Origin of the sequence: Paracoccus mangrovi, from assembly GCF_042648425.1 — a bacterium.
Lineage (GTDB): Bacteria > Pseudomonadota > Alphaproteobacteria > Rhodobacterales > Rhodobacteraceae > Paracoccus > Paracoccus mangrovi.
This window is the reverse complement of the sequence record NZ_JBHRXJ010000022.1, coordinates 1-14,629: the sequence shown is the minus strand read 5'-3', so window position 1 is coordinate 14,629 and position 14,629 is coordinate 1. Positions and strand designations below refer to the sequence as shown.

The following is a 14,629-nucleotide window of genomic DNA, read 5'->3' as shown; positions in this document are numbered from 1 at the left end:
TCATAATGAAGAAGATCATGCTTGCCGCCGCCGCCCTGGCGCTGACCGCGGGAATGGGCATGGCACAGACCGTGCGCATCGCCACCGAGGGCGCCTATCCTCCGTTCAACTTCGTGGATGACAGCGGCAAGGTCACCGGCTTTGAAATCGAGCTGGGCGACGAGCTGTGCAAGCGCGCGGCGCTGGAATGCACCTGGGTGACCAATGATTGGGATTCGATCATCCCCAACCTCGTCAGCTCGAACTATGACGCGATCATGGCCGGCATGAACATCTCGGACGAGCGCAAGAAGGCGATCGAATTCAGCCTGCCCTATACGCCGCCGCCGCTTTCGGCCTATGCCGCCGCCAGCGCCGACGCCAATATCGAGGGCGTCGTCGCCGCCCAGATCAACACCATTCAGGCCGGGTTCGTCGCGGAAAGCGGCGCCACGCTTTCGGAATTCGCCACCGGCGAGGAAACCATCGCCGCCGTCCGCAACGGCGAGGCCGATGCCGTCTTTGCCGACAAGGATTTCCTGTCGCCCTATGTCACGGAATCGAATGGCCAGCTGGTCTGGGTCAATGGCAAGGACAAGGTCGTGATCGGCGAAGGCATCGCCATCGGCATGCGCAAATCCGATACCGAGCTGAAAGCCAAGTTCGACACCGCCATCCAGTCCATGAAAGACGATGGCACGCTGAACACCATGATCAAGAAATGGTTCGGCGACGACGCGCTGGTCTTCTGATCGGTCCGGTGTTGTGATCATGCGCCGCCCGGTTCCGGCCGGGCGGCATTCAGGGTGACCCATGCTTGAACAATGCGCCGACCCCGGCAGCCTTCAGGGGCTTTCATGGCTGATGTGCTACCTGACCTCGGGCAAGCATATCCTGTTCTATCTGTCCTTCGGCACGGTGCTGTTGCTTTTGGCGATTACCGCGCCGATCGCCTTGCTGTTCGGCTTTGGCGGCGCGCTGGCCTCGCGGTCGCGTTTTGCGCCGCTGCGATGGTTCGGGCGCATCTATACCTCGATGGTGCGGGGCGTTCCCGACATCATCTTTTTCCTGTTCGTGCCCATCGCACTGGATCAGGGCTTCGAATGGCTGCGCGCCAAGGCCTATTGCGAACCCTCGGTGCCGATCCGACAGGGCAATGAGTTTCTGGTCTGTGCGCAGGCCAAGCTGCCGCTGTCCTCGGCCCCGGAATGGGTCCATCAAAGCTATGGCATCTTTCTGGCCGTGGTGGCCTTTTCCATCGTCTTTGGCGCCTTTGCTGCCAATGTGCTTTACGGCGCCATGAACGCGGTGCCGCGCGCGCAGCTGGAAACCGCCGAAGCATATGGCATGTCCCCCCGACAGGTCAGCCGGCGCATCCTGATCCCGCAGATGTGGACCTATGCCCTGCCCGGCCTTGCCAATCTGTGGATGATCCTGATCAAGGCCACGCCGCTGTTGTTCATTCTGGGGGTCGAGGACATCGTCTATTGGGCGCGCGAGCTGGGCGGCGCCAAGACAAGCGCCTATGCCTATCCCCATCCCGACTGGCGGCTGTACTATTTCCTGGCGATCCTGATCTTTTATCTGCTGATGACCTGGGGATCGGAACGCATCTTCGACCGCATCCGCGCCCGCCTGTCCGCCGGTCAGGCCACCGCCGCCGGCGAGGCCATGCGAAAGGCCGCGACATGAGCCAGTGCCTGCAAACCATTCAGGATTACGGCCTGCGGTCGCTGGGCATTGGCGAAAAGCTGTTGCCGCGCAGCGAATTCACGCTTTGCGAACAGATCACACTGATCGGTTCGGGGCTGATCTGGAACATCTATTTCGGGGCGCTGGCGCTGTTTTTCGGCTTTTTCCTGGCCAATGCGCTGGCCGTGGCCAAGATGTCGCGCAACCCGCTGCTGCGCAAACCCGCCGAATGGTTCATCTTTGTCTTTCGGGGCAGCCCGCTCTTCATCCAGTTCTTTCTGGCCTATGAAACGCTGGTCATGCTGCCACGCGCCGGCATCGACATTTTCGGCATCACCGTCCAGACAAGCTGGATGACCAAGGCCTGGGCCGGCGCGCTTCTGGTCCTGATCCTGAACACCGCCGCCTATTCGGCCGAGATCTTTTATGGCGCGCTGCGCAACCTGCCCAAGGGCGAGATCGAGGCCGCGGACGCCTATGGCATGTCCGGCTGGACCCGGTATCGCCGCATCATCTGGCCCACCGCGATGCGGCTGGCCTGGCCCGCCTATACCAATGAGGCAATCTTTCTGTTCCACGCCACGACGCTGGTGTTCTTTTCGGGATTTCCCGCCTTTCGGCAACAGGGCGACAGCCTTTATTACGCCAGCTATTTCGCCGACAAGACCTTCAACCCCTTTGTCGCCTATCCGATCGTCGCGGGCTATTTCATCCTGGTCACGCTATGCCTGATCGCGATTTTCGGGGTCATGAATGCGCGGTTGAACCGCCATTTGCCGGGGGCCGCGAAAAAGCTGCGCTATCGTCCCAATCTTGTCAGGTGATCCATGGACTGGCTGCACGAGCATCCCGAAGTCAAAACCATCCGCGTGGCCGCCGCCGATCTGAACGGCGTCGCCCGGGGCAAGCGTATCCCCGCCCGCTTTGCCGAAAAGCTGTTGACCGAGGGCACGAAATTCCCGTTCTCGGTCCTGAACATGGACATCTGGGGCGAGGATATCGAAAACAGCCCGCTGGTCTTTGAGGCGGGCGACCCGGACGGGCTGTTGCTGCCGACCGAGCGGGGCTTCATGCCCATGCCCTGGCTTGAGGCGCCGACCGGGCTTTTGCCGCTATGGATGTTTCACCCCGATGGCCGTCCCTATGAGGGCGATCCCCGTCAGGCGCTGGCCCGCGTCGTCGACCGCTACAAGGCCGCCGGCCTGACCCCGGTGGTCGCGACCGAGCTGGAATTCTTTCTGATCGATGACAGCGGCGGACAGTTGCGCGTGCCCCCGAGCCCGCGTTCGGGCAAGCGCCGCACCGGGGCCGAGACCCTGTCGCTGCGGGCGCTGGACGCGTTCGACCGCTTTTTCACCTCGCTTTACGATGCCTGCGAGGCGATGGACATTCCCGCCGACACCGCCATTTCCGAGGCCGCGCTTGGTCAGTTCGAAATCAACCTGATGCATCAGGCCGATCCGCTGAAGGCGGCGGACGATGCCTGGCTTTTCAAGCTGTTGATCAAGGGGCTGGCGCGGCAATTCGGCTTTGCCGGTTCCTTCATGGCCAAGCCCTATGAGCACTGGAACGGCTCGGGGATGCATATGCATTTCTCGGTGCTGGACCGGGATGGCAACAATATCTTTGACAATGGCGGCGATGAGGGATCGGCGGCGCTGCGCCATGCGGTGGCCGGCTGTCTGGATGCGATGCCCGGCTCGACCCTGCTTTTTGCGCCCCATGAGAACAGCTATGACCGGCTGGTGCCCGATTCCCATGCCCCCACCGGCATCGGCTGGGCCTATGAGAACCGCACCTCGGCGATCCGCATCCCGGCCTCGGGGCCCAAGGCGCGGCGGATCGAACATCGCGTGGCGGGTGGCGACGTGAACCCCTATCTGACAGTCGCGGCAGTACTGGGCGCGGCGCTGAACGGCATCGAGGACGGCACCGAGCCCCCGCCCCCGATCACCGGAAACGCCTATGAACAGGGGCTGGCGCAATTGCCGACCAGCTGGGGCGAAGCGATCGAGACCTTTGCCACCAGCCCACAGATCAGACGGATCTTCCCCGCACATCTGATCGAGAATTTCGTCATGACCAAGCGGCAGGAACTGCACTATATGGCCGAGCTGTCAGACGAGGAAACGGTCGAGCTTTATCTGGATACGGTTTGATTGTTCCGGCAACGCTGAAGCCGTCATGCCCAGGAGGCTTTCCAGCAACCGTGACAGCGCCGGCGATTTCGGCATTGCCCTCCCCGCCGTGGGGTGCTGTCTTTCATCCGGCGCGCCTCGCATGCGGCGCGGCGCCTCACAGGCCCGGTTCGCCCTGCCGGCGCTTCGCCTTGACAGGGTCCCGGGAAACCGGGACATGCTGCGGGCAAGGCCGGCGCTGTCTGCATTTCGGGCGGGCGCAGGCCTGTGCTGTTCCTGCCTTCAAGAACAGGAGTGCCCATGCCCGCCCCGCAATCGACGACCCGCACCGGGACACCGCACACGGAACCCGGCAACCGGCCGGCCGCATTCCCGTCCCTTTCCGAGGCCGCGCGGATCTGGGCGCGCATCGCCCTTTTGTCCTTTGGCGGCCCGGCCGGACAGATCGCGGTCATGCATCGCACCCTGGTCGAGGAACGCAGATGGCTGGGCGATGACCGCTTTCTGCATGCGCTGAACTTCTGCATGCTGCTTCCCGGCCCCGAGGCCCAGCAGCTGGCGACCTATATCGGCTGGCTGATGCATGGCGTGCGGGGGGCGCTGGTGGCGGGCGGGCTCTTTATCCTGCCCGGGGTGCTGGCGATCATGGGGCTGAGCTGGATCTATGCCGCCTATGGCGATGTGGGTTTCGTATCGGCCCTGTTTTTCGGGTTGAAGGCCGCGGTTCTGGCGATCGTTCTACAGGCGGTGGTGCGGGTCGGCGGGCGGGCGTTGAAAAACAACGCCATGCGCGCCATCGCCGCCGGATCCTTTGTCGCGATCTTTGCCTTTGGCGCGCCGTTTCCATTGATCGTGGCGTTGGCCGCGATGATCGGCTGGCTGGGCGCAAGGGCCGGTCTGGCGGCGTTTCGCGGCGGCGGCGGGCATGGCAGGTCGGGCGGCACGCATGTCGACGACGCCCAGACGCTTTTGGGCCGCGAAGGCGGGCCGCTTTCGGGTGCGGCGCGAAGGGCGGCGTTCCGCGCCGGGGCGGTCGCGCTGATCCTGTGGCTGTTGCCGGTGGCGGGGCTGGTCTGGCTTGTGCCCGACAGCGTCTTTACCGAGATCGCCACCTATTTCTCAAAGCTTGCGGTGCTGACATTTGGCGGCGCCTATGCGGTGCTGGCCTGGGTCGCGCAAGAGGCGGTCGGCACCTATGGCTGGTTGCGCCCGGGCGAAATGCTGGACGGGTTGGGCATGGCCGAGACCACGCCCGGGCCGCTGATCATGGTGCTGCAATTCGTTGGCTTCATGGGCGCGTTCCGCGAGGCGGGCTGGGCCATGCCGATGCTGGCGGGCACGGTCGGCGGATTGTTTACGACATGGGTCACCTTTGCGCCCTGCTTTGCCTGGATCTTTCTTGGCGCCCCCTTCATGGAGGGGCTGCGCGCCAACAAGGCATTGGCGGCCGCGCTGAGCGCGGTGACGGCGGCGGTGGTGGGGGTCATCCTGAATCTGGCGATCTGGTTCGCCATCCATGTCATCTGGCGTGAGGTCGCGCAGGTCACGCTTGGGCCGCTATCGCTGGAACTGCCGGTGCCGGGATCGGTCGACCCGGTCGCGGCGGCGCTTTCGGTGCTGGCGCTGATCGCGGTATTCCGGCTGAATATCGGCATGGTGACATTGCTTGCCGCCGCCGCACTCGGTGGGATCGCCCTGCATCTGGCCGGTCTTGTTTAAATGCGGGCAAAGACGGGCGCGACCTTGATGCCGGGCCTGAATGCGAAATTCCAGGGCGGGTTTGGGGGGCGCGGATGTGCCACGACCCCCAATTCACATGGCTGGCGATACCGGCCCGCCATAGGGTGGCGGCGATGGAACCGTTCTGCCGGTATCTGACCGGGGGACAGAAACCGGCCAGCCCATCGACATATCCACCCCATCGGTGACATCCGATGATCGGCGCCGCAAGCACGGCGCCCGACCATCGGAACAGTCATTCATTGCTTTCTGATCGGCTCCATCGTTTCGGAAAAATCCGCCATATGCGGAAACTCCATCAAAGGCAGATCCTCGACCGATTCCAGATGGGCAATGTAATCGGCCATCATCTCGTCGCGGGCCTCGGGCGTGATATAGGGGACATGCCAGGCAAAGAACGGCTGCGGCACACCCATGCCGCAATAGCCCAGCGTCCCGCGCAAGAGGTGCCGCAGCATGTCATGGACCGGGCCATGGATGCCGTCCGGCGCGAACATATGCGGACGACCGCCAAGGGCCGCGCCGACAAGGGCCTTTTTCCCCGTCAACCCGCCCTTGTCATAGATGCGCTTGCCGCCATAGGCGGTGCCCGAAACCAGCACCCGGTCGATCCAGCCTTTCAGAATGGCCGGGGTCGAGAACCAGTAGATCGGAAAGTTCAGCACCAGAAGATCGGCCGCCATCAGCTTGTCCAGCTCTTGCTGGATATCCTGCGCGATGGTCTGGGTCTGAACGCCGTTCCGCTGTTCCAGCGCATAGGTCAGATAGTTCGGATTGGCGCGCCGGCCGAAATCATCGGCGCTGGCGACGGGATTCCAGTTCATCTGATAAAGGTTCGAGGTCGCGACTTCGTAGCCTTTGCGTTCCAGAACCTCGCATGAGGTTCGGGCCATCGACGCGACGAAGGATTGCGGTTCGGGCGTGGCGGATACGACAAGAGCCTTCATTTCATTTCCCCTTCCAAACGGGTTCACGGCCTTGGATGGCGGCATTCGGACCTTCCAGCGCGTCGGCGCTTTCCATCATCCGGGCAAACATCGGAAAATCGCCATTGCGGACGGCGGCATAGCATTGGGCCACGGTCATATTGGCCTGCATCCGAATGGTCTGTTTCACGGCGGCAACGGCCAGCGGGGCCGAGCGCACGATGGTCGCAGCCATGTCGCGCGCCGCATCCATCAGCGCATCGGCGGGCACGACGCGGTTGATCAGGCCAAGCCCCGCTGCCTCGGCCGCGCTCAGGCGGCGCCCGGCGTAAAGGATTTCATTGGCGATCACCGGCGGCAGCACCTTGGGCAGCCGGAAGGTGCCGACATCGGGCGCAAAGCCCAGCTGGGTTTCGGGCAGCCACATCTGTGCGGTTTCCGACGCGACGACCAGATCGGCGCCCAGCATCGCCTCGAATCCCGAACCGATGGCATAGCCGTTGACGGCGCAGATCACCGGCTTTTCCAGCCCCGGCAATTCGGGAAAGCCAAAGACGCCGCCCTGCCCGTAATCGCCCGCAAAGCCGGATCCGCCGACCTCGGCCGCCTCGTTCAGATCCCAGCCGGCCGAAAAGAATTTCGACCCGCCGCCGGTCAGGATCGCCACGCGCAGCGTGGGGTCATCGCGGAACTGGGCGAAGACCTCGCCCAGGCGATGGCTGCTGGTGACGTCGATCGCGTTGGCCTTGGGGCGGTCCAGCGTGATCTCGAAAATCGCACCGTTGCGATGGGTCTTGACCGGGTCCGACATGTCACAGGCTCCTTCTGCGGATAAGCGCGTCTGCGGCGAAAGCGCCTTTTTCACAGACGATCAGGGGGTTGACGTCGATTTCTTCGATGGTGGCCGCATTGGCCTGCACGAAACCGGCCAGCGCGATCACGGCGTCGATCACCGCCTCAAGATCGGCGGCCGGGCGGCCCCGGAAACCGGTCAGCAGCGGCGCGGTTTTCAGCGACATCAGCGCGGCGCGCACCGCCTCGCGGTCCACGGGCAACAGCATGACCCGCGCATCCTTGAACAGCTCGACCATGATCCCGCCCAGACCGACGGTCAGGTAGGGGCCGAATTGCGCATCGCGGACAACGCCCAGGATCAGCTCGGCCACGCCGCCCTGAACCATGCGTTCGACCATCATCGGCACGCCAAAGGCCGACAGCATCTGCGCCGCGTCACGCAACTGGTCCGCATCGCGCAGGTTCAGCTTGACCGCGCCCATTTCGGTCTTGTGCGCCAGATCCGAACTGACCGCTTTCAGAACGACGGGATAGCCCAGCTTTTCGCCGGCGGCGACGGCCTCGTCGACGGTCTGCACCAGTTGGCTTTCCGGGATCTGGATGCCCGCGGCCTTAAGCAGGCGCTTGGAGTCGTATTCGTTCACCACCTCCAGCGTGCCGGCCGCGCCGCCATCCGCCGGCAAGAGGACCGGTTGAGGCAACGGCTTCTGAAAGCCCTGCCCGATCCGGGCGGCATATTCGGCGGCCTTCACCCCCGTCTGCAAACCGCAAAGCGGCGCGATGCCCAGGCTGACCAGCCGCTCGGCCAGTTCCTCGGTGGTGTTTTCCGGCAGCGACGAAATCATCGCCAGCCGCCCGCCCGTGGCCTGCGCCGCGCGAATGGCGGCCTCGGTGGCGGCGGCGCTGCCATTATCCTCGCACCGGTCGCTGCGCGGTGTGTCAAAGATCAGGATGGTCAGGCCGTAATCGCATGACATCATCGCCGCATATGTCTTTTCCAGCGCGGCCGGATCGTGCCAGCTAAAGGTATGATAATCCAGCGGGTTCGAGATCGTGACCATGTCGTGCAGCGTGGCCTTGACCTTGGCGGCCTCGTCAGAGGTCAGCGGGCGCAGGACCAGATCGGTATCCTCGATCAGATCGCCGATCAGCGACGCCTCGCCCCCCGACACGCCCAGCGAACCGACGGTAAAGTCCTTGGAGGGCCCCAGCACATGCACAAGCTTCAGCGTCTCGACCATCTCGTCGAGCGACTTGACGCGGGCGACATTCATCCGCGCCAGGAACTCGGACACCAATTCATCCGCGCCGGCCAGCGATGCGGTATGCGACAGGGTCATCGCCTGCGCGGCCTCGGACCGGCCGCTTTTCAGCGCCACCACGGGGATGCGCTTTTCATGGGCACGGCGCAGCGCGCCTTCCAGGGCCGCGATATCGCCCAGACCCTCGATATAAAGGCCGATCGAGGTCACCGCCGGGTCGTCGATCAGCGCGTCGATCATATTGGCAAGGCTGGTCTGGGCCTGATTGCCGACGGTCATCACATAAGCCAGCGGCAGGCCGCGGCGCTGCATGGTCAGGTTGATCGCGATGTTCGAGGATTGCGCGATGATCGCCGCCCCGCGTTCGACCGGACGACCGCCATGCTGGTCGGGCCACAAAAGCGCGCCCTCGACATAGTTGATGAAACCATAGCAGTTCGGGCCAAGGATCGGCATGTCGCCGGCGGCCTCGATCAGCTGGTCCTGCAACTCGGCCCCGTCCGCCACCTCGCGAAAACCCGAGGCAAAACAGACCGCGCCGCCCGCACCGCGCGCCGACAGATCGCGCACGATATCAATCGTGGCGTTGCGGTTGACGCCGATGAAGCTGGCATCCGGCGCACCGGGCAGGTCAGCCACGCTGGCATAGCAGGGCAGCCCGGCCATTTCGGTCAGCTTGGGGTGAACAGGCCAGATATCGCCCTTGAATCCCATTTTCTGGCATTGCTGGACCACACTCGTGGACCAGCCGCCGCCGAAAATCGCAATCGATTTCGGCCGGAAAAGACGATCGAGTTTACGCATTATGCCCCCAGAGGCCGTAGCAGTTCGCGGCTGATGATGTGACGTTGGATTTCGGAGGTGCCGTCCCAGATCCGCTCGACCCGGGCATCGCGCCAGAAGCGTTCGATGGGAAAATCATCCATCAGCCCCATGCCGCCAAAGATCTGCAAGGTGCGGTCGGTGACGCGGGCCAGCATCTCGGACGCATAGACCTTGGCGCTGGCAATCTCGCGGTTGGCGGGCAGGCCCTGATCCAGACGCCAGGCGGCGTTGAAGGTCAGGAATTCGGCCGCGTCGATTTCGGTGATCATGTCGGCCAGTTGAAAGCTGACGCCCTGATTCTTGCCGATGGGCTGGCCGAACTGCTTGCGCTCGGCGGCATAGTTCAGCGCATAATCGAAACAGCGCCGCGCCCGGCCGACCGAATTGGTGGCGACGGTGATGCGGGTGGCGTAAAGCCAGGTGTTCATCACCTCGAACCCGCCATCGACCTCGCCCAGCACCTGCGCGTCGGGCAGGCGGCAATCCTCGAACCGCAGGATCATGTTCTTATAGCCGCGATGGCTGACCGAGTTGTAGCCGGGCGCGATTTCAAAGCCCGGCGTGCCGCGATCGACCAGAAAGGCGGTGATGCGTTTCTTCGGGCCATGCGCGGTCTGATCCTCGCCGGTGGCGACGAAGACGATGATGAAATCGGCATGTTCGGCACCGGAAATGAAATGCTTGGTGCCGTTGACGATCCAGTCGCCGCCGTCGCGCCGGGCGGTGCATTTCATCCCCCGCACGTCCGAGCCGGCATCCGGCTCGGTCATGGCCAGCGCGTCCATGCGTTCGCCCCGCACGGCGGGCAACAGGTAACGCTCAATCTGGTCGCCCTGACAGGCCATCAGGATGTTTTGCGGACGGCCAAAGAAATGCGCGAGCGCCATCGAACCGCGACCCAGCTCGCGCTCAACGATGGCGAAATCCACATGGCCCAGCCCGGCCCCGCCGACCTCTTCGGGGAAGTTGCAGGCGTAAAAGCCCAGATCCTTGCATTTGCGCTTGATATCCTCGGCCACGGCGGGATCGACCATGCCGGTCCGTTCGACCTCGGCCTCGTGGGGATAGATCTCGTTTTCGACAAAGGCGCGGACCGTGCCCGCGATCATTTCCTGTTCTTCCGTCAGCGCGAAATGCATCCCCATCCCCCAAATACAAGCGCGTTTCTGACATTGTTATGCGATCGAATAACAAACTTCGCAAGCTTTATTATTCGGTCGCATAAAAACGACAACCCGGCATCGGCGGGCGGCGGATTGATGGGTCCGGGCAGGTGTTCCGTATCGACGACACAGGGATGACAGCGGCGATCCCCGCCCCTTGCGGCCCGGGCGGATCGGTCATCGAAAGGCTGCGATTGTGGATGGAAATTTCAACGGTGGCACCACCGTTCGCGCAGCGCGCCCGTTCTTGACGGGCGTGGCGACGCATGGCCTTGAGCGGACGCTCGCGGCGGGAGGAATGCTATTCGGTCAACGGCGCCGATTTCGCCAAAGACGGCCAGATCGCCGCCCGCAGGATGTCAGGGAACGGGTGCGAATCCGGTCGGGGGACAAGACCTGTCAGAGATCAGCGCCCTGCCCGATCACCGGATCACTGTCCGTCGGGCGCGCACAGATCGACGCCGACAATCGACGAGATCGCCACCAACCCCACCGGCGCGTACATGTTTTCCTCGGGCGCGGGCGGCATCCGCACCGCCTCGATCCACAGTCCGTTGATGACCGCGTTACAGGCGATGGCCATGGTCAGGCATTCCTCCGGGGCGGGTTCGCGCCCCGCCTCGCTCAGCACCTCTCCGATCAGCCGCTCCAGCCGGCTGCGGGCCTCGGTATAGATGCGGGCGTAAATCCGGGCCATCTCGGGGATCTGGCCGGTCATTTCGATAAAGGCCACCCAGAGCGTCATCGACTGCGGCAACAACACCGGCTCGGTGAAATTCGCCTCGATCAGCTTGCGCAACCTGACGCGGGCCGGCAGTTCGATCAACTGATCCGGCGACATGGCCAGATCGATGATCCGGGTCAGATAGACCTCATAGGCGGCATTGATGAGGTCCTCCTTGCTGCAGAAATAGTGCCGGATCAGCCCCATTGTCACATTGGCCTGTGCGGCGATGTTGCGGACACTCGCCGCTTTTGCGCCGCCGGCGCTGATGACCTCAAGCGTGGCGGATATGAGATCCTCGCGTCGCTGTTCGGGCGTTTCCCTGCAAAAGCTGCGCCGTTCCTGTCGCAAACCGACCTCCTGTGCGTCTTTGCACCTCTGTGCAACGAAGTTAATGATCGCCCGCGGCCTTTGCCACAGCGTTCCGGCCAGGGCTTACCTGACGCGGGTCCGGCCATGTTGCAAGCCCAACCGCGGACAGAGGCCGCGGGTCCGGCACCACCGGCCCATCGGGGGGCACGCAGATGCGACGCGACACCGAGGCGCCGCGTCGCAATCCCTGCCCGGCCCGATGTCGTGGCGCGCCGCCGCCTTGACGGGAAACCCCGCCTGAACAAGCGGCCGGCGCGGTCCGGGACGCCCCTGCCTGCGGCAAGGCCATCCCGTTCACGCCGAACTGCGGCGGGCTAAACCGACCCGTTTGAGCGCCTGTAACCCCACAAGGTTTTCGTCACGATAACAACCACAACCAGGAAAATCAGCACAACCGAAACAGCGGCGATGGCAGGGTCGATATTGTCGCGAAGGCCCATCCACATCAATCTTGGCAGCGTCACGACATTGACCGAGGTCACAAAGAGCGAGACCCCGATTTCTTCCCATGACAGGATGAATGTCATGAGCAGGGCGGATGCGATCCCGAACTTGATATTGGGCAGGATCACGCGGACCACCCTTTGGGTCAGCGTGGCGCCCATGCCGCGCGCGGCAAGGTCGATGCGCCGATCCACCTGAGACAATGCGACCGTGATGATCACGACCGCATAGGGCGCGATCATCACCGCATGGGACAGCACGACGCCCCCCCAGGCATCATAGGCGATGACGCTGTTGATCTTGCCCAGGGTGATCAGGAAGAAATAAAGCGTCAGGGCCGAAACGACAGGCGGCGCGACCATCGGCAACAGCGCGATCCCGGTCAAAAGCCCACGATAGCGCGGCTGCGAAATCCACATGCCGATGCAGAACAAAAGCGCGATGCCCGTCGCCACCAGCGCGCTGACAACGCCGATGGAAATGGAGGTGAGCGCGCTTTGCAGCCATTCCGGGTTCTCGATCAGCGCGCGGTAATGGCGCAAGGACCACTCTCCGTCAGGCAGGCTGAGAAAGCGCTTTGGCGTAAAGGACACCGGAATGACGGCAAATAGCGGCATCACCAGAAAGATCGCGACCAGAATGGCCAGCGTCAGGGTCAGCGTGCTGGGTTTGACCATCTTCATTTTCCACCTCCCACGCGGTCCTGCCGCATGATCAGCATCAGCAATGCCGTGATGCAGACCATCATGATCACGCTGATCGCCGAGGCGAGGCCCCAATCGGGACTTTGGAACACACGCAGATAGACCAGTTCCGCCGCCATCACGCTGCGACCGCCACCAAGCAGCGATGGCGTCACGAAGAAGCCCAGGGCAAAGACGAACACAAGGATCAGGGCGCCGACCACGCCCGACGAGGTCATCGGAAGGAACACCTGCCAAAAGATCCGGGTCCGGCTGGCGCCAAGCCCGCGCGCCGCCAACATGACGCGCTCATCGATATTGCGCATGCTGGTCGCAAGCGGGAACACCGCGAAGGGGATCAGAAAATGCGTCATACCGACGATGACCCCGAACTGATTGCGCACCAGCTCAAGCGGCTCGCTGATCAGGCCAAGGGACATGAGCGTGCTGTTGATGATCCCGTGATTTGAAAGCAGAGCCAGCCAGCCAAAGGCGCGCGTCAGCACCGAAATCCAGAACGGGACGAGGATGCAAAGCTCGATTGCCAGGCGCTGACGAGGCGTGCCTCTGACCCAGATCAGGGTGATCAGATATGCGCCAAGAACCGACAGGACCGCCACGGCGCCGCAAATGCGCAGGGTGCGCAGGAATACGGATTGAACCAGCGGATCGGTCAGGGCCGCCTTGTACTGCCCAAAGCCAGGCTCGGGCAGCGTGACACTCCAGCTGACGACACCCAGAAATGGCGCAAGGTATGCGACGACCATAAAGGCCAGCATCGGCGCCAGTAACCAGCTTGAACGTTGTAGCCGGAACACGATTGCCTCCTATCAGGAAGGGCTCGTCCCGGATCCGGGACGAGCTATATGGGGAAAATTAGGCCGAAATGACCTTCAGATAGGCATCAAGCGCGGCGCTGTAATGCTCATCATACCAGGCCATATCCAGCGCGATCTGCTGTGCCGCATTTTCGGGATCGACCGGGTTATAAGCCTTGAGCTCGGGCGGAAGCAGGGCGTCCGTCGCGGGGTTCGCGGGCCCATGGCCGAATTCCTTGAACATCACCAGCTGACGTTCGGGATCCTGCGCGGATGCAATGAATTCCATCGCAAGCTTCGGACCGGCCGGATTGCCCTTGACCACAGCAAAGGCACCGGGCGCAAGGAACCCCTGAGCCCAGGTCGTCTTGATGTCACCGCCGCTATCCTCTTCGAGGATCCGGGACCGCGTGGACCAGATAAGCACCATCGACGCATCACCATTCAGCAGCAGCGACTGGAACTCGGCCCCGCCGCCCCAGAACGAGGCGACATTTTCCTTGAACGCGGCAAGTTTCTTATGCGCCCGTTCGATATCCAGCGGATAGAGTTCTTCCGGCTTCACGCCATCAGCGATCAGCAGCGCCTCCCACATGCCGGCGCCCCATTTATACATGCCGCGCTTGCCGGGATATTTTTCGAGATCAAAGAAATCGGCCATGCCCTTGGGCGGATCGTCCCCGAATTTCGCCGCATCATAGGCAATGATATAGCTGTAGAAAAAGCTCGAGGCGCCATATTCCCAGCTGAAGCCTTCGCGCATCTTGGACTTGTCGACGATGGTATAATCGATCGGCTCGATCATGCCTTGACGACCCAGCGCCTGCGCCGAGAAGGGATCGGTATCCACGACGTCCCAGGCGGGCTTTCCGCTTTTGACCTGCGCGGCGATTGCGCCTTCGGTCGGGCCGGTCGTATCCTGTTTGACCACCACGCCGGTATCGGCGGTAAATGGTGCGCAATAAGCCTTGTCATCCCACATTCTCCAAGTAAGTCGCTGATTTCGCTGTCGTAATCGTGATATTTCGCATATAAATCATGGCGTTGACGGCTGCGAGGGGCGCGTTT

Annotated in this window: 13 protein-coding genes; 5 read left to right on the top strand and 8 right to left on the bottom strand. The window is 63.0% G+C overall.

Annotation, left to right across the window (positions count from 1 at the left end):
- Positions 1-5: 5 nt before the first annotated feature.
- From ACFOMH_RS19060 to chrA, 5 genes are all read left to right on the top strand, one after another.
- Entirely contained in the window at positions 6-731 is a 726-nt protein-coding gene (locus ACFOMH_RS19060) for a transporter substrate-binding domain-containing protein (RefSeq protein WP_374427476.1), read from the top strand.
- Between the two features lie 61 nt (positions 732-792).
- Positions 793-1,671, top strand: coding sequence for an ABC transporter permease (locus ACFOMH_RS19055; RefSeq protein ID WP_377746489.1), 879 nt, complete (start codon positions 793-795; stop codon positions 1,669-1,671).
- On the top strand, positions 1,668-2,495 hold the full coding sequence (locus tag ACFOMH_RS19050; protein ID WP_374427482.1) for an ABC transporter permease: 828 nt from the start codon (positions 1,668-1,670) through the stop codon (positions 2,493-2,495). Before ACFOMH_RS19055 ends, ACFOMH_RS19050 begins: the two co-directional genes overlap by 4 nt.
- Positions 2,496-2,498: 3 nt before the next feature.
- Positions 2,499-3,830, top strand: coding sequence for a glutamine synthetase family protein (locus tag ACFOMH_RS19045; RefSeq protein WP_374427485.1), 1,332 nt, complete (start codon positions 2,499-2,501; stop codon positions 3,828-3,830).
- Positions 3,831-4,109: 279 nt separating this feature from the next.
- Positions 4,110-5,528 (top strand): chromate efflux transporter, encoded by a 1,419-nt coding sequence (chrA, locus tag ACFOMH_RS19040; protein WP_377746487.1) that lies wholly within the window; start codon positions 4,110-4,112, stop codon positions 5,526-5,528.
- A 260-nt stretch (positions 5,529-5,788) separates the two neighbouring features.
- On the opposite strand, the gene ACFOMH_RS19035 is transcribed toward chrA, so the two are convergent.
- The 8 genes from ACFOMH_RS19035 to ACFOMH_RS19000 form a co-directional block, all read right to left on the bottom strand.
- A complete protein-coding gene (locus ACFOMH_RS19035) occupies positions 5,789-6,496 on the bottom strand; it encodes an NAD(P)H-dependent oxidoreductase (RefSeq protein WP_374427523.1) in 708 nt (235 codons plus the stop codon).
- Position 6,497: 1 nt separating this feature from the next.
- Positions 6,498-7,286, bottom strand: a complete 789-nt coding sequence (locus ACFOMH_RS19030) for an enoyl-CoA hydratase-related protein (protein ID WP_374427526.1) — start codon at positions 7,284-7,286, stop codon at positions 6,498-6,500.
- 1 nt (position 7,287) lies between these two features.
- Entirely contained in the window at positions 7,288-9,336 is a 2,049-nt protein-coding gene (locus ACFOMH_RS19025; RefSeq protein WP_377746485.1) for an acetate--CoA ligase family protein, read from the bottom strand.
- Positions 9,336-10,496, bottom strand: coding sequence for an acyl-CoA dehydrogenase family protein (locus ACFOMH_RS19020; RefSeq protein ID WP_377746484.1), 1,161 nt, complete (start codon positions 10,494-10,496; stop codon positions 9,336-9,338). Before ACFOMH_RS19020 ends, ACFOMH_RS19025 begins: the two co-directional genes overlap by 1 nt.
- A gap of 454 nt (positions 10,497-10,950) precedes the next feature.
- Entirely contained in the window at positions 10,951-11,595 is a 645-nt protein-coding gene (locus tag ACFOMH_RS19015) for a TetR/AcrR family transcriptional regulator (protein ID WP_377746482.1), read from the bottom strand.
- A gap of 335 nt (positions 11,596-11,930) precedes the next feature.
- Positions 11,931-12,737, bottom strand: a complete 807-nt coding sequence (locus ACFOMH_RS19010) for an ABC transporter permease (RefSeq protein WP_377746480.1) — start codon at positions 12,735-12,737, stop codon at positions 11,931-11,933.
- Positions 12,738-12,739: 2 nt separating this feature from the next.
- Positions 12,740-13,561, bottom strand: coding sequence for an ABC transporter permease (locus tag ACFOMH_RS19005; RefSeq protein WP_377746478.1), 822 nt, complete (start codon positions 13,559-13,561; stop codon positions 12,740-12,742).
- Between the two features lie 58 nt (positions 13,562-13,619).
- Positions 13,620-14,543: an ABC transporter substrate-binding protein gene (locus ACFOMH_RS19000; protein WP_377746477.1), complete on the bottom strand. Its 924-nt coding sequence runs from the start codon at positions 14,541-14,543 to the stop codon at positions 13,620-13,622.
- Positions 14,544-14,629 lie beyond the last annotated feature (86 nt).

Excerpts from the sequence above, each read along its gene's own strand:
- ACFOMH_RS19060 (WP_374427476.1), top strand. The coding sequence starts at position 6 with ATGAAGAAGATCATGCTTGCCGCCGCCGCCCTGGCGCTGACCGCGGGA.
- ACFOMH_RS19055 (WP_377746489.1), top strand. The coding sequence starts at position 793 with ATGCTTGAACAATGCGCCGACCCCGGCAGCCTTCAGGGGCTTTCATGG.
- ACFOMH_RS19050 (WP_374427482.1), top strand. The coding sequence starts at position 1,668 with ATGAGCCAGTGCCTGCAAACCATTCAGGATTACGGCCTGCGGTCGCTG.
- ACFOMH_RS19045 (WP_374427485.1), top strand. The coding sequence starts at position 2,499 with ATGGACTGGCTGCACGAGCATCCCGAAGTCAAAACCATCCGCGTGGCC.
- chrA (WP_377746487.1), top strand. The coding sequence starts at position 4,110 with ATGCCCGCCCCGCAATCGACGACCCGCACCGGGACACCGCACACGGAA.
- ACFOMH_RS19035 (WP_374427523.1), bottom strand. The coding sequence starts at position 6,496 with ATGAAGGCTCTTGTCGTATCCGCCACGCCCGAACCGCAATCCTTCGTC.
- ACFOMH_RS19030 (WP_374427526.1), bottom strand. The coding sequence starts at position 7,286 with ATGTCGGACCCGGTCAAGACCCATCGCAACGGTGCGATTTTCGAGATC.
- ACFOMH_RS19025 (WP_377746485.1), bottom strand. The coding sequence starts at position 9,336 with ATGCGTAAACTCGATCGTCTTTTCCGGCCGAAATCGATTGCGATTTTC.
- ACFOMH_RS19020 (WP_377746484.1), bottom strand. The coding sequence starts at position 10,496 with ATGCATTTCGCGCTGACGGAAGAACAGGAAATGATCGCGGGCACGGTC.
- ACFOMH_RS19010 (WP_377746480.1), bottom strand. The coding sequence starts at position 12,737 with ATGGTCAAACCCAGCACGCTGACCCTGACGCTGGCCATTCTGGTCGCG.
- ACFOMH_RS19000 (WP_377746477.1), bottom strand. The coding sequence starts at position 14,543 with ATGTGGGATGACAAGGCTTATTGCGCACCATTTACCGCCGATACCGGC.